We start from the raw sequence: 13,533 nt of genomic DNA, 5'->3' as shown, positions 1-13,533 counted from the left end.
GCTGGCCTGGGATTACGGCCGCATGACGGCATCGATGCCGCCCGACCCGCTGCCTGCCTCGATAGCCTTGACGATCATCCCGGTCGATGATCCGGCCGACCCGCGGGTCGCCGACTACGTCGCCCTGACCGATGTCGTGCTACGACGGCGCAAGGAGCCGGCCGAGGGGCTCTTCATCGCCGAAGGCGAGCGGGTGATCCAGCGGGCGCTGCGGGCCGGATACCGGGCGCGTTCCGTGCTGGTCTCACCGAACCGGCTCGACGCCGTCCCTGCCGAGCTAGGCCCCGAGGTTCCGGTCTACCTTGCCGGTCCCGAGCTGATGGCCAAGATCACCGGCTTCGAGGTGCATCGCGGCGCGTTGGCGGCCATGGCCCGTCATCCCGCCCGCGACCCGGCCGAACTGCTCTCGTGGGCGCTGCGTGTCCTCGTGCTGGAGGATCTCGTCTCCCATACGAACCTGGGGGCTGTGTTCCGCTCGGCCGCCGGCCTCGGCATGGACGCCATCCTGCTCAGCCCGCGCTGCGCCGACCCGCTGTACCGCCGTTCGGTCCGCGTCTCGATGGGTGAGGTGTTCGCCGTCCCCTACGCCCGCCTCGACCCGTGGCCCGCGGCTCTCGACACGCTGGCCGACCGCGGTTTCGAGACCCTCGCGCTCACCCCGGCCGCCGACGCCGCCGACCTCGCCACCCTCCGCCCGGTGGCGGACGCACGGCTCGCCGTCCTGCTCGGCACGGAGGGCGAGGGCCTCTCCGCGGCGGCCCAGGCGGCGGCCACCCGCCGGGTCCGGATCCCGATGGCCGCCGGCGTCGACTCCCTCAACGTCGCCGCCACCGCCGCCATCGCCTGCTACGCCCTCGGCCGCCGCTGACGGTCTGTGGCGGGCCGCGTGCCTCGGTCGGTGCCGCGGGCGACGGCCCAGGGACGATCCATCCGAGGCGGACGACGGAATCCCACCGCCGGCCCAAACCGTGCGGGTCGGCAACGGGACCCGATAGCCTCGCCCCCCTGTTCGATTTTGTCCGTGTATGGCCTGGGCGACGGCGTGATCCGGGCGAAGGGGGCGGACCGATGCGCGAACGGCGCTGGAGCGGTACACGGCCACTCGTGGCGCTGGCCGCGGTCCTGTGCGGGCTGGCGGTCGGCGGGTGTTCCGCCACCTCCGTCGACAACAGCGACGCCAGCCGCCGGGGCTTCGTCACGACGCCGACTACCGCCGCCCGCTCGACTCAGGCCGCCGCGTCGGCGTCGCCGAGCGCCGTCGGGCCGGCTACCCCTGGCTCGACCGGAGTGACACCAACGCCGCCAGGCAATCCGTCCGGGGCCGCGACGCCGGCGCCGTCGCGTCGAGGTCCGACCGCCGCCTCCGCGGTCGTGGCGCCGGCCCAGCCGGCCCGGCCGGCGGCGGCGTCAGGCCGGGCGACAGTGACCATGACCTATGTGCGCGGCGGTTTCGTCGACGTTCTGGTCGTCGGCGAGACCGGTCGCCCGGCACCCACCGGCAGGGTCACGGTCACCGACGGCCGGGCGCTCTCGGACGTGTACGCGCTGACGTTGCAGCCTGGGCAGAACGGGTCGACGGCCCGAACCCGGGTTACGCAACGGGACCACGAGATCTGGGCCGACTACGCGGGTGACGCCCAGTACGCGCCCGCCCAATCCGCCACCCTCTTCCAGCCGATCTACTCGGTGACGATCACAGTCGGGCCGGTTCCCGCGAGGCAGCGACTGGGGGTCGCGTTCACCGTGACGGCCAGCGTCCGCCCGACCCAGCCGGGCGGACCACCGCTGATCGGCAGCGTGCGGTTCCAGTACGACGGTAAGGACGTCAAGGTCCCCGTCCGCGACGGCTCGGCCAGTGGGTCGCTGACGCCGACCAGTCTCGGCTGGTCCTCGGCTACGGTCACTTACGGAGACGACGACCTCTACAGGGGGCCGTTGGCGACCACGGACGCGATCTTTATCTACGAGCAGGCGTCCGCGGCCGACCTTCCCACCGCCGCGCCCGCACCGGGCACCAATCCCTGATCGAGCCGGACCCCGTTCCCTCGGACCCGGCGGTGAGCCCCGGCCCGCCGGCCCGGGACTAAGGCGCTGTGCCCGGGAGGTCGGGGACGCCGCCGGCGGCGGTGCGGCGGCGGTGGGCCAGCGCGGCGAAAACCTCCATCGCCACCCGGTGGGCGCTGTTGACCGTCGTGTCGGCGTGGTCGAAGGGCGGCGAGACCTCGACGATGTCGGCGGCGACCAGCGGGGTGTCCAGCGCGATCTGGCGGACGGCGCGCAGCAGGTCGGCCGGGTTCATCCCGCCCGGTTCGGGCGTGCCGGTGCCGGGCGCGAACCCGGGGTCCAGCACGTCGATGTCGACGGAGAGGTACAGCGCCTTGCAGCCGTCGACCGCCTCGGCGATGGCGTCGGCGATGACGGCGCGCGAGCCCCGTTCCCAGACCTCGTGCATCAGGTGCCAACGCAGCCCGTTCTCGCGCATCCAGGCGAAGACGTCCGGCGGCGGCCAGTAGCCGCGCAGGCCCACCTGGACGAAGTTGCGTCCCCGGACCGCGCCGGACTCGATCAGCCGGCGCATCGGGGTGCCGTGCGAGGCCAGGTTGCCGTCGATGATGTCGGCGGTGTCGGCGTGGGCGTCGAAGTGCAGCAGGCCGAGCTCGCCCCAGCCGACCGCCTCGGCCACGGCCGTCGCCGCCGGCCAGGTGATCGAGTGGTCGCCGCCGACGATGAGCGGGAAGATCCCGTTTCTCGCCACCTGGTTGACCTTGGCACGGATGTTGGCGTGAGACGCCTCGGTCAGCCCGTGTGGGCAGTGCGCGTCGCCGGCGTCGACGACGTCCAGCCACTCGAAGATCTCGATGCCGAGGTCGAGGTGGTAGGTACCCGGGTCGTAGGCCAGGGCACGCAGCGCCCGCGGGCCGAACCGGGCGCCGGGCCGGTGCGTGGTGGCGATGTCGAACGGGGCGCCGACGACGGCCACGTCCGGGCGCCGGGCCAGCAGCTCGGCCTCGGTCTCCAGCCACGGCCGGCCGCAGAACGTCGCGAGGCCCGCGTAGCCGGGGCCGTCCGGCAGCTCGGCCGCGGCCTCCCGCGCGGCATACGGCGGCACCGGCGCGCCGGTCGGCGCACCTGTCTGCGGCACCGGGTCTGCGCCCGCGCCCGGCCCGTCGTGCGATCCCGTCATCGGACCTCCGCTCTCGCCCGGATCCTGGGGCGACGGTTACGCTGCCGAGTATGTCCGCCCACGGCCGCGTCACGCGGACCCGCGCACCTGGGATCGTCCGTGGTGTCCGTTCCCGCTGAGCCGCCCGGACCGGGCCGCCCCGCCGATCACCCGAGCGCCGTGCCGGCGAGCGCGGGGCCGACGGGTGCCGTGCCGACCAGTGCAGCGTCTGTCGGGCCCGAGCTGCCGTCGTGGCCGATCCGCAGCTGGTCGCGCCGGGCCCGGCTCGCCGGGTACCTGGGCGTCGCCGCCGTCGCGGTGGCCGGTTCGACGATGATCTACCTGGTCGACCCGGCCCAGCCGGGGCACTACCCGCCCTGCCCCTTCAAGTGGGCGACCCGCGGGCTGGACTGCCCGGGCTGCGGATCGATGCGGGGCCTGCACCAGCTGCTGCACGGCCATCTCGGCGCGGCGGCGAACTACAACATTCTGCTGGTCGTCGCTGCGCCCTGCCTGGTGGTCGGGTGGTTCGTCGCGGTCCTGCGCCTGCTCGGCGTCGGCGTCCGGACGCCGAGGATGCCGAGCCTGCTGAACCGGGCGATCCCGATCGCCGTGATCGCTTTCTGGATCATTCGCAACACGCCGGGCCCCGTCGGCCACTGGCTGCACTCATAGGCCTCCCGGCGGCCCCTCCCAGCGGCCCGGGCCCCGTCAGCGCAGGTGCTCGCCGAAGAAGGCCAGGATGCGTCGCCAGGCGTCCTCGGCCGCCGGCCCGTCGTGGTGCATGCCGATGACCTTCCCGACCGCGCCCGAGAGGACCGGGTAGCGGTCCATGAAGGAATGCCCGGCCTTCGGGTACTCCTTGACGTCGTGCGGCGCGCCGACGGCGGTCAGCGCGGTCTCGATCTTGGCGGCGGCGCCGCGCAGCCCAAGATCGCGGGCGCCGTAGCTGGCGACGACCGGGCAGGCGCCCGCGAGAAGCTCCTCGAGATCGCCCTTCGGCAGCATGCCGTAGTTGGGCGCCGACGCGTCGAAGCCACGGGTCGCCGCCATCAACGCGAACCCGCCGCCCATGCAGAACCCGACGACGCCGATTCTTCTGGTGCAGTCGTCGCGGGCGGCCAGGTAGGCGCGGACGGCCTCGAGGTCGGCGTGCGCCGCTCCCGTCCCGGCGACCGCGGCCCGGATCGTCGCCCGTACGCAGCGCAGCCCACCCGCCGAGTAAAGGTTCGGTACGACCGTGACGTAGCCGGCCGCGGCCAGCCGGTCGGCATGCTTGCGGGCGTTGTCCGTCAGCCCGAAAGCGTCGTGCACGATGACGATTCCCGGCCAGGGGCCGGAGCCGGCAGGTGGCGTGGCGAGATATCCGCCCAGTTCTGGCGTGGTGGTCCCACCGGGAATGGTGACGGCCGGCATCGGTGCCTCCTGATCACGTTCACGTCTGGTGCCCCCGGGCTACAGAGCCCGGCTTCGGGGCCGCCGGACCGGGCATGGGGCGGTGACCTGAAAAGGTGTCCGGCCGATCGCCCGGCCCGCTTGCTGGAGGAAGCAGGGATTCGGTGACTTGGTCGGCTTCGCTACAGTTCGGGGGTCCGGCCAGGCAGCGGCGGCACCTGTGGGGGTGAGGATGACGCATGGCGCGAACCCGCGTGCGGGCGAGGTCAGGCTCGTTGGCCTGACACATCATCTCCCAGGGGCGCCAGGCGCCGCGCTGGTCGGCGTGGACCTTTCCGTCGCCGCTGGTCAGTCGCTCGCGCTGGTCGGCCCGGTGGGCGCGGGCAAGACCACCGTGCTGCGGCTGGTCGCGGGTCTGGAGACGCCGACCGACGGGCACGCGCTGGTGGATGGCGTCGACGTCGCCGGGCTGTCGGTGGCCCGCCGGCCGGTCGCCGCGGTGTTCGGCCGCTACGGCCTCTTCCCGTTCCTCGACGTCGCGGCCAACGTCGCCTTCGGGCTGCGCGGCGGCGCACCCGAGCTGCGTGGCCGGGCGCCGGCGACGCCGGCAGGCCAGGCGGGCACCTCCCGGCGGGTCCGCGAGGCGCTGGAGCTGGTCCGGATGGGCGACTACGCCCGCCGCCGCCCGCCGCAGCTGTCCGCGGCCCACCAGCAGCGGGTGGCGATCGCGCGGGCGCTGGTACGGCGCCCGAAGGTGCTGGTGCTCGACGAGCCGCTCGGGACGCTGGACGACGAGGGCCTGCGCGTCCGGCTGGCAGAGGACCTGCGCGTGCTGCACCGCCAGGTCGGGGTCACGTTGTTGTACGCGACGCGGTCGGCCGGCGAGGCGTCGGCGGTCGCGGACCGGGTGGCCGTGCTGGCCGAAGGCCGCCTCGTGCTGGAGGCACGGCCGGCCGACGACGCGGTGGCGCGGTCGGATGGCGCCGAGGACCATACAGACGCGGTTTCGACGGGCGACGCGCTGCTTACCGAGGATGACGGAACCGACGCGGGCGCCCCGGCGGCCTGACCTCCGACATACGGTTTTCCCGGACGAGGCGACCGCGAACCAGTTTCCGCCGCCGGATACCGAACTCGCGGTCCTCGGGCCGGCCCGGAACAGGCGCGGCGTGCCGGGCGCTGATTACCGCCGTTCCTGCTGGGAATCGCTCGGGCAAGCGACCCGAGTACCGGCAGACGGGCAGCCCGCGCCGGCGCACCGGGATACCGGGGCCTCGACCCAGACCCACCGGGAGGCAGTGATGACCGAGCCCGCGGAGTACCCGCAGAACGGCAGTGACCTGTCTGGGGTTCTCGACGATGTGCCGCTGACCGTCGAGGAAAGCCTGGACAGTGACGATCTCGGTGACACCGACGCGGGCCTGGACCCTCTCGACGACAGCTGGGACGCCCCGGACCGGCCGAGCGAGGAGGTTCGGACGCGGCCGACCGCGACCGAGCTGCTCGCCGGCACGTCGCTTGACGACCAGCTCGCCCAGGAGATCCCGGACGTGGACCCCTATGTGGACGCGGAGCGCACCGAATCGGGACTCGTACTGGACGATGACGTCGCGGGGATCGGCACGCCGTTCACGGACGGCGACCCGGACCCGCGCCCAGCCGGTCTGGTCGCCGACGGCGGACTGCTCGGCGAGCAGCTGACCGGCAGGTCCGTCGCCCGGCCCCTCGACGCGACCGGCGATCTCGGATGGCCGCTCGCCGCCGAAGACGACGCCCTGCACCTCGACTGAGACCCAGGCCGGTCGCGCGAGGCGCGAAGAAAGACCCCGCTGGTCCGTGAGGTGCGGATAACGTATAGCGTCCAGCTTCGTGGCTACTGTTGCGGACCGGATCCTTGGTCATCTGGCCGAGGCACCGGGTGGTTTGGACGACGGCAGGCTCGCGGAGGCGATCGGCGCCAGCCGCAGCTCTGTCAACAATGTGTGTCGCAAGCTCGCCGAGCAGGGGCGACTTGTGCGTGCCGTCGGGACCGACGGCAAGATCGTAAACCTCATCCCAAGTGGCTCCACGGCCGACGGGGCTGCTGGCGAGGGCCTGGCGGCCGTCCCGGGCATCCCCGAGGCGCGCCAGGGCCCTGACGACGTGCCCGGCATTCCGGCGGCCCGGCTACCGGGCGACGACGGGATTCCGCCCGAGCCGGTGACCGAGGCCGCCGAGCCGGTAGCGGCCGAGCCGGCCGTCGCCGAGCCGGTGGCGCAGGAGCCGGTGGCCGAGGAGCCGGTGGCCGAGGAGCCGGCCGCTGTCGCGGAGCCGGCGCCCGTCGAGGAGCCGGCCGTCCCGGAGCCGGCCGTCACGCCGGAGCCGGTCGCGACGGTCGAGCCGGTCGCGGTCGAGCCGCCCGCCGAGGTCGCCGAGGTCGCCGAGGTCGAGATCATCGCGGAGCCGATGGAGCCCGTCGCGCAGGCGGACGAGGCCGAGATCGAGGACGCCGAGATCGAGGACGCCGACGTCGAGAACGTGGCGCCGAGCAGCGCGCCCGCGCCGGCCCCGACGAGGTCGGCGAGCGGCGTGCGCCGGTCCTGGTGGCGGCGCCTGCTGCCGTTGCGTTAAGAGCCGCTGCGGCGCGCATTCGACCCCCGGAGGGTCGTCGCGCGCCGCGGTTGTGATCTCGCGGAGAGTTGTCGCGGCTGGTCTCGCTGGCCCGCCAGTCGCGCAGGGTGTGAGCCGCGTCCCGGCCAGTGGGTGCCGGGGCGGCGTCGACCGGACGTAGCGTGGCAGCGTCACGGAACTAGTCAGGGGAGAGCATGTCTATCCGAGCCCGAGCGCTCGTCGCCGCTGTGGCGCTGTCGACGCTGGCGCTCAGCGCCTGCGGCAGTCGCGTTCATGATGCCGGGAGTACGTCTGGCGGAGGCGCGACCGGCGCGGCGCCGACCAACGCCACGAACACGGCCTCCGACACGGGCGTCACCCCGACCTCGATCAAGGTCGGTGTGATGACCGGCCAGGACGGCTTCCTCGGTGGGGACGTGTTCTCGTCCTCGCTCTACGGCGCCCAGGCGTACTTCGACAGCCTGAACGACGCTGGCGGGATCAACGGCCGCAAGGTCACCGTCGACCCGTGCAACGACAAGAGCAGCCCTGACGGCAACGTCACCTGCGTGCACAAGATGATCGACGACGACAAGATCTTCGCGATGGCTGGCACCACGTCGTTCCAGTACTCCGGTGCCCAGTACGTGAACTCCAAGGGCGTCCCGGACGTCGGCGGTCAGCCGGTCTCCGGCAACGCGTACAACCAGTACCCGAACCTGTACTCGATCTACGGTGGGTTCGGCTACCCGCGTGACGGCAAGTCCCCGGGCTACAACGGCCAGCTCGTGGCCGACACCCAGGACTACCGCTGGTTCAAGGAGAAGCTCGGCGCGAAGACCGCCGCCATCGTGTTCTTCAACATCGGGCAGTCGCAGCAGTACGCCCAGCAGATCAGCAAGGGGCTGGAGACCGAGGGATTCAAGGTCATCCCCGAGCAGATCAACCTCTCGCTGCCGAACTATGACGCCGCTGTGCTCGACATGAAGAAGAACGGCGTCGACCTGGTCTACGACGCGCTGACGGCGGACGCGAACGTGAAGATCTGCCAGTCGATCCAGTCGCAGGGCATGCCGCTGAAGGCGAAGATCACCACGACGCAGAGCTGGACGGACGACGCCGGCGCGCAGTACGCCTCGACGCCGACCTGCCTGAACAACCTTTACGCGGTAAGCCAGGACCAGAACTACAACAACGTGAACGACCCAGGGGTCAAGGCGTACCGCGACGCGATCGCGAAGTACTTCCCGGACCGGGTCAAGAAGATGAACATGTGGATGTTCGAGGGTTACCTCTCGGCCATGTGGCTGAGTGACGCGATGAAGTCCTGCGGGTCCGACCTGACCCGCAAGTGCGTCACGAACTACATGGACACCACCTCGTACGACGCGAACGGCCTGATGATCCCGCGGGACTTCAAGCCGGTCGTCCCGGCGCCGAAGTCCGAGACCGGCTGCCTGAACGTCGTGCGCTGGACGCAGAAGGCCCCGACCGGCGTGGCCGGCTGGACCTCGCAGACGAACGACATGCAGAAGAACTGCTTCAACGTCCCGACCTACAGCATCCCGGCCACCTAGCCGCGGCCAGCCAGCCCTGAGGGGCGGTCTTCCGGGAAAACCCTCCCGGAAGACCGCCCCTCAGTCGTGTACGGGCACTGGGCAGCCCGGCTCCAGGCAGAAACACGAAAGCCGGGCCACCCCCGCGGGTGGTCCGGCTTTCGTGACGAGCTGGGCTGTCCTAGGCGTTCGCGAGCTCGGCGGGGTCGCCGACGAAGGAGCGTTCGCCGCGGTGCAGGACGTAGGCGATGTCGGCCATCGCGAGCGCCGCGTCCGTGTACTGGTCGGCCAGGATCACCGTCGTGCCCGCCGCGGCGATCGTGGCGAGCCACTCGAACAGCTCGGCGGCCACCTTGGGCGACAGGCCCAGGGACAGCTCGTCGACCATCAGGACGGTAGGCCGGGCCAGCAGCGCCCGCGCGAGGGCGAGCATCCGGCGCTCACCGCCGGACATCGAGCCGGCCCGCTGTGGCAGCCGGTCGCGCAGCTTCGGGAACGCGTCCAGCGCGGGGGTGATGCCGTTCGGGTTCCCGGTCGCCTCGGCGACGACCAGCAGGTTGTCGCGCACCGACAGGCTCGCGAACACGGCCCGCTCGTCCGGCACCAGCAGCAGCCCACGGCGGGCCCGGTCGAGCGCGGACAGCTTGGTGATGACATCCCCGCGCCAGGCCAGCGTGCCGCTGCGCAGCGGCACCAGCCCGGCCAGCACCCGCAGCGTGGTGCTCTTGCCGGCTCCGTTCACGCCCAGCAGGGCGGTCACCTTGCCGGCCGGGACGACGAGGTCGAGGCCGTGCAGCACCTCGACGGCGCCGTAGCCGGCCCGCGCGCCGGTCAGCCGCAGCTCGATGCCGCCGGGCGCCGGCGCGTGCGGCACCCGGCCGCCGACGGCGGCCGCCAGCGCGGCGGCCGAGCTGCCGGCCGCGATCGCGTCGGCGTTGTCCAGCGGCGCCCGCGGGGGAGGAGTACTCATGTCATCGCTCCCTGCGCGAGGTACACGGACTGGACGGTCGCGTTGGAGCGGACCGTCGCCGGGTCGCCCTGCGCGACCACCTTGCCACCCACCATCGCGTAGACCTGGTCGCACACGGTGAACACCAGATCGACGTCGTGGTCGACCAGGACGATCGCCACGCCGGCGTCCGCGATCCGGCGCAGCAGCTGGGAGAACCGGTCGGTCTCCGCGCCGTCGAGACCGCTCGCCGGCTCGTCGAGCAGCAGCACGTCCGGGTGGGTGCACAGCGCCCGGGCGCACTCGGCCAGCCGCAGCGCCCCGGTCGACAGCGAACCGGCGACGGCGGGGCCGAGGTCGGTCAGGCCGAGCGAGGCGAGCATGTCGTCGACGACCTGCTCGTACTTGGGGTTGCGCCGGATGCCGAGGCCGAACAGGCCACCGGCGTAGTCCCGCCGCCTGTTCTCCACGCCGACGAGCAGGTTCTCCCGCACGGTCATGCTGGTGAACAGCGACGGCACCTGGAAGGTCTGCACCAGCCCCAGCCGGGAGCGCTTGTCCGGCCGCAGCTTCGTGATGTCCCGGTCGCCGAGCATGACGCGGCCCTCGTCGGGCTGCTCGACGCCGGTGAGCAGGCTGAACAGCGTCGACTTGCCGGCACCGTTCGGCCCGATCAACCCGGTGATCATCCCGGGCGGCGCGGACATGTCCACGTGGTCGACGGCGGTGAGCCCGCCGTAGCGGCGGACCAGACCGATCGCCCGCAGTTCGGCGCGGCTCACCGGTGGCCCCCTTCGACGTGGTTGCGCGAGCCGAAGTCGCCAGCGCCGACCGTCGCGTGCCGGTCGATGTCACCGGCGGCGCCGGGGCCGGCCCCGTTCGCGCGGGCGGGAGCCGGCGTGGGGCGAGCGGTTCCGCCCCCGCCGACCAGGCCGAGCAGCGTGCGGCCGAACGGAGTGAGCGCGAGACCGCGGTCGGCCGCGACCCGGTCGGCGGCGGCGACACCGGCCGTCGAGCCGGACGCCCGCGCCGACGCGACAGCGGGCTTCGTTCCCACGCTCGACGGGGCGACGGCTCCAGGGCCCGCAGGCAGAGCCGCGGGCGCCAGCGCCGAGATTCCCCGGATGGGTGAGGCCGGCGCGACGAACTGGTCGGCGAGCTGCTCAGCGACGTACCGGATCACCCCGCGCACCGCGGAGGCGAGCCCACCCGGCAGCCAGCCGAGCGCCAGCGCCAGGATGCCGACGGCCAGCGTCGAGGAGCCGGACGGCGCCATCACGTCGATCGCGACGATGAAGGCCGCGCCGACGATCGCGCCGACCGCGCTGTCCGCGCCGAACACGACCACGGCCGTGAACCACAGCAGGCTCTGGATCGGCTGGAAGGTGTCCGACGAGAACGAGGACGCGCTGTACGCGAGCAGCGCGCCGCCCAGGCCCGCGACCACCGAGGACATGGTGAAGGCCAGCAGCTTCAGGTTGCGGACGTCGACGCCGACCGCCGCGGCACCACCGGTGTTGTCCCGGACCGCGAGCAGGGCGCGCCCGAGCCGGCCGCGGTGCAGGTTGCGCACGGCCAGCATGCCCAGGCCCAGCCCGAGCAGCTCGATGACGTAGAAGGACTTGTCCCCGAGCTCCCAACCGCCGATGTACAGCGGGTTCACGGTCAGGTTGCCGGCCAGCGACGGCTGTTCGAAGACGAACCGGCTGACCACGGCGCCGACGGCGAACGTGACGAGCGCGAGGGTGAGCCCGCGACGCCGGATGGCCGGGTAGCCGGTGACCAGCCCGATGGGGGCCACCAGGATGGCGCCGACCAGGATCGCGAGCAGCCCCGGTAGGTGCGGAATGCCGACCATCCCGCCGGACGCGAGCTTCAGCGAGAAGAGCGCCCCCAGGCCCGCGTAGCCGGCGACGCCGAGCGAGACCTGACCGCTGTACCCGGTGACGATGACGATCGACAGGAAGATGAGCGCCAGCGCCGGGACCATGAACGCGTGCCGCAGGTCCGACGGCGCGAACAGCATCGGCGCCAGCAGCATGACGAAGCCGGCGACGCGCCAGACCAGGTCCTTGCTGCGCTCCGCGACCGTGCCGGTGTCCTCCTGGCCGCCGCGGCTGGAGAAGCTGCCGGCGGAACCGGCGTCACCAAGTTCGCGCAGGTTCGGAATGGCGAGCAGCAGCACCAGCAGGACGACCACGAACAGGTTCGACCCGAGCGTCCGGTAGATGTCGGCCAGGCTGCCGTTCACGGTGAACTGGGTCAGCTCGCTCTGCAGGATGCCGATCGCGAGACCCGCGAACACCGCCGCCGGCAGGCTGACCAGCCGGGCGGCGACGACGACGGCGAAGGTCTCGAGCACCACCAGCGAGAGCGAGTAGGGCGACAGCGAGACCCGAGGGGCGAGCAGGATGCCGGTGAAGCCGGCCAGCGTCGTGCCGAACGCCCAGCCGGCGGCGGCGACCCGGTCGGCCGGAACCGACGAGAGCTCGGCCAGCTGGCGGTCGTCCACGACGGCGCGCATCTGGCGGCCGAACTTGGTGCGGCTCTGCAGCAGGCCGAGCGAGACACACGCGACCAGGATCACGATCAGCGTGCTGATCGTGTCGACGCCGACATGGTGCCCGCCGATGCCCACCGACTTGTTCGGGAAGACCGCCGGGGTGTCGGTCTGCGCACCCAGTCCCCAGATCCCGGCACACATGCCGAGCGTGAGCACCATGACGCCGAGGCTGGCCACCAGCGACTCGGCCGCCGAGGCGCGCCGACGGGCCAGCGGCCGGAAGACGAGCCGTTCGAGCAGTACTCCGATGCCTGGCGACAGCACGGCGAGCGCGAGCACCGCCGACAGCCAGACCGGCAGGCCCCAGACGACCGCCATCTCGCGGTAGACATAGGCGATGAGGGTCGCGATACCGCCCTGCGCGAGGTTCAGGACGCCGTTGGTGCGGTAGGTGACCAGCAGGCCGATGCCGGAGAGCGCCGCGATCGCTCCGATGGCGAGGCCGGCGATCGCAAGGTCGATGCTGGCCACCGGGTCAGGCGACCAGGATAGGCGCGCAGACCGAGCAGGGCGACAGCCCACGCGCGGAGACCTGCGACGGCTCGACCCGCTGCGCCGACTTGCCGGCGAGCAGCTCGCAGCCCGGCCGGTGGAACGTGCGACCGCCCGACACCGCGTAGACCGAGCCGTCGTCGGCCGCGGCCGGTGCGGGCGCCGGCGCCGGGACGGCGACCTGAGCCGGTGTTGCTCGGATGTCAGGGGCCGGAGCGGCCGCGGCGGGTGCCCCTGGCGTCGCGTTCGCCGCGGCGACCACCAGCGCGTGCAGGTCGTCGACCTGCTCGGCCAGCCGTGCCTGCGCGGCCGAGGCGCCGCCGCCGCGGGTCGCCTCGATCCGGTCGGCGATCAACAGGGCGCAGCCGATGAGGACCAGGGCAAGCCCGGTCAACCCACCAGACGCCAGGTAGGGAAGCTGCAGGCCAGGGTCGCTCTCCGCCGAGACACCCAGGTAGCAGCTGAGCAGCAGCACCCCGCCGGCGGCGATCACCACCCAGCCGCGAAGAGCCCGGACGACGTCCACCACCAACCGCGAGGTGGACCGCGACCCGGTCGCGCCAGCGCTCTGTTCGTCCACTGTGTTCCCCCAGGAACGTGTTCATCCGGAAGCCGGGCGGGCGCGCCCCGCTGACTTCCGCCAAGGCGACCCCCGCCACGACGCGCCAGACGCGCGTACATGGAGGAGATCGCCAGCCGTTAGACGCCAGATTAGTGTGCGGAGCTGGTGATGTGTGCCCTTGGGGTCGCCGAGAAGTATCGGCGTGACGACGCTCGTCAGCTGCGGCGACGTCAGAGTGACTGAGCGAAGCCAATCGGGACGGTC

14 protein-coding genes are annotated in these 13,533 nt (G+C 72.5%); 7 read left to right on the top strand and 7 right to left on the bottom strand.

Translation table 11 applies throughout. The features are described from left to right. Positions 1-22: 22 nt before the first annotated feature. Entirely contained in the window at positions 23-868 is an 846-nt protein-coding gene (locus FRAEUI1C_RS29175) for a TrmH family RNA methyltransferase (protein ID WP_013426975.1), read from the top strand. A gap of 358 nt (positions 869-1,226) precedes the next feature. Here FRAEUI1C_RS29175 and FRAEUI1C_RS29170 read toward each other — a convergent pair whose 3' ends face one another. Beyond that, positions 1,227-1,430, bottom strand: a complete 204-nt coding sequence (locus FRAEUI1C_RS29170; RefSeq protein ID WP_041259716.1) for a hypothetical protein — start codon at positions 1,428-1,430, stop codon at positions 1,227-1,229. On the opposite strand from FRAEUI1C_RS29170, the gene FRAEUI1C_RS29165 reads away from it, so the two are divergent. Further along, positions 1,429-2,025, top strand: a complete 597-nt coding sequence (locus FRAEUI1C_RS29165) for a hypothetical protein (protein ID WP_157735077.1) — start codon at positions 1,429-1,431, stop codon at positions 2,023-2,025. The two genes, FRAEUI1C_RS29170 and FRAEUI1C_RS29165, sit on opposite strands and share 2 nt — an antisense overlap. Positions 2,026-2,083: 58 nt before the next feature. On the opposite strand, the gene speB is transcribed toward FRAEUI1C_RS29165, so the two are convergent. Then, positions 2,084-3,184, bottom strand: a complete 1,101-nt coding sequence (gene speB, locus FRAEUI1C_RS29160) for an agmatinase (protein ID WP_013426973.1) — start codon at positions 3,182-3,184, stop codon at positions 2,084-2,086. A 189-nt stretch (positions 3,185-3,373) separates the two neighbouring features. Here speB and FRAEUI1C_RS29155 point away from each other — a divergent pair, with 189 nt between their 5' ends. Next, positions 3,374-3,838 carry a DUF2752 domain-containing protein gene (locus FRAEUI1C_RS29155; protein ID WP_232425167.1) on the top strand — a complete coding sequence of 155 codons (465 nt, stop codon included), beginning with the start codon at positions 3,374-3,376 and terminating at the stop codon, positions 3,836-3,838. A 36-nt stretch (positions 3,839-3,874) separates the two neighbouring features. Here FRAEUI1C_RS29155 and FRAEUI1C_RS29150 read toward each other — a convergent pair whose 3' ends face one another. After that, positions 3,875-4,579 carry a dienelactone hydrolase family protein gene (locus tag FRAEUI1C_RS29150; RefSeq protein WP_013426971.1) on the bottom strand — a complete coding sequence of 235 codons (705 nt, stop codon included), beginning with the start codon at positions 4,577-4,579 and terminating at the stop codon, positions 3,875-3,877. Between the two features lie 304 nt (positions 4,580-4,883). Here FRAEUI1C_RS29150 and FRAEUI1C_RS29145 point away from each other — a divergent pair, with 304 nt between their 5' ends. The 4 genes from FRAEUI1C_RS29145 to FRAEUI1C_RS29130 all read left to right on the top strand — a co-directional run bounded on the left by FRAEUI1C_RS29145 (position 4,884) and on the right by FRAEUI1C_RS29130 (position 8,724). After that, the gene (locus FRAEUI1C_RS29145) at positions 4,884-5,627 is read left to right on the top strand and encodes an ABC transporter ATP-binding protein (protein WP_232425166.1); all 744 of its coding nucleotides are present in this window, start codon (positions 4,884-4,886) and stop codon (positions 5,625-5,627) included. Between the two features lie 232 nt (positions 5,628-5,859). Continuing rightward, positions 5,860-6,348 carry a hypothetical protein gene (locus tag FRAEUI1C_RS36775; protein WP_013426969.1) on the top strand — a complete coding sequence of 163 codons (489 nt, stop codon included), beginning with the start codon at positions 5,860-5,862 and terminating at the stop codon, positions 6,346-6,348. A 79-nt stretch (positions 6,349-6,427) separates the two neighbouring features. Continuing rightward, complete coding sequence (locus FRAEUI1C_RS40495) at positions 6,428-7,168, top strand: helix-turn-helix domain-containing protein (RefSeq protein WP_013426968.1); 741 nt, start codon at positions 6,428-6,430, stop codon at positions 7,166-7,168. 194 nt (positions 7,169-7,362) lie between these two features. Continuing rightward, a complete protein-coding gene (locus FRAEUI1C_RS29130) occupies positions 7,363-8,724 on the top strand; it encodes an ABC transporter substrate-binding protein (RefSeq protein ID WP_013426967.1) in 1,362 nt (453 codons plus the stop codon). A 160-nt stretch (positions 8,725-8,884) separates the two neighbouring features. Here the strand turns inward: FRAEUI1C_RS29130 and FRAEUI1C_RS29125 are convergent, their stop codons facing one another. Genes FRAEUI1C_RS29125 through FRAEUI1C_RS29110 form a run of 4 tightly spaced genes read right to left on the bottom strand, consistent with a single transcriptional unit; the run spans position 8,885 to position 13,287 of the window. Then, on the bottom strand, positions 8,885-9,673 hold the full coding sequence (locus FRAEUI1C_RS29125; protein ID WP_013426966.1) for an ABC transporter ATP-binding protein: 789 nt from the start codon (positions 9,671-9,673) through the stop codon (positions 8,885-8,887). Further along, positions 9,670-10,434: an ABC transporter ATP-binding protein gene (locus FRAEUI1C_RS29120; RefSeq protein WP_013426965.1), complete on the bottom strand. Its 765-nt coding sequence runs from the start codon at positions 10,432-10,434 to the stop codon at positions 9,670-9,672. Before FRAEUI1C_RS29120 ends, FRAEUI1C_RS29125 begins: the two co-directional genes overlap by 4 nt. Beyond that, a complete protein-coding gene (locus tag FRAEUI1C_RS29115) occupies positions 10,431-12,686 on the bottom strand; it encodes an ABC transporter permease (protein ID WP_013426964.1) in 2,256 nt (751 codons plus the stop codon). Before FRAEUI1C_RS29115 ends, FRAEUI1C_RS29120 begins: the two co-directional genes overlap by 4 nt. A gap of 4 nt (positions 12,687-12,690) precedes the next feature. Continuing rightward, complete coding sequence (locus FRAEUI1C_RS29110; protein WP_013426963.1) at positions 12,691-13,287, bottom strand: hypothetical protein; 597 nt, start codon at positions 13,285-13,287, stop codon at positions 12,691-12,693. Positions 13,288-13,533 lie beyond the last annotated feature (246 nt).

Source organism: Pseudofrankia inefficax (genome assembly GCF_000166135.1).
GTDB lineage: Bacteria > Actinomycetota > Actinomycetes > Frankiales > Frankiaceae > Pseudofrankia > Pseudofrankia inefficax.
The sequence above is the reverse complement of the archived record's forward strand: the minus strand, read 5'-3'. Positions and strand labels throughout refer to the sequence as shown.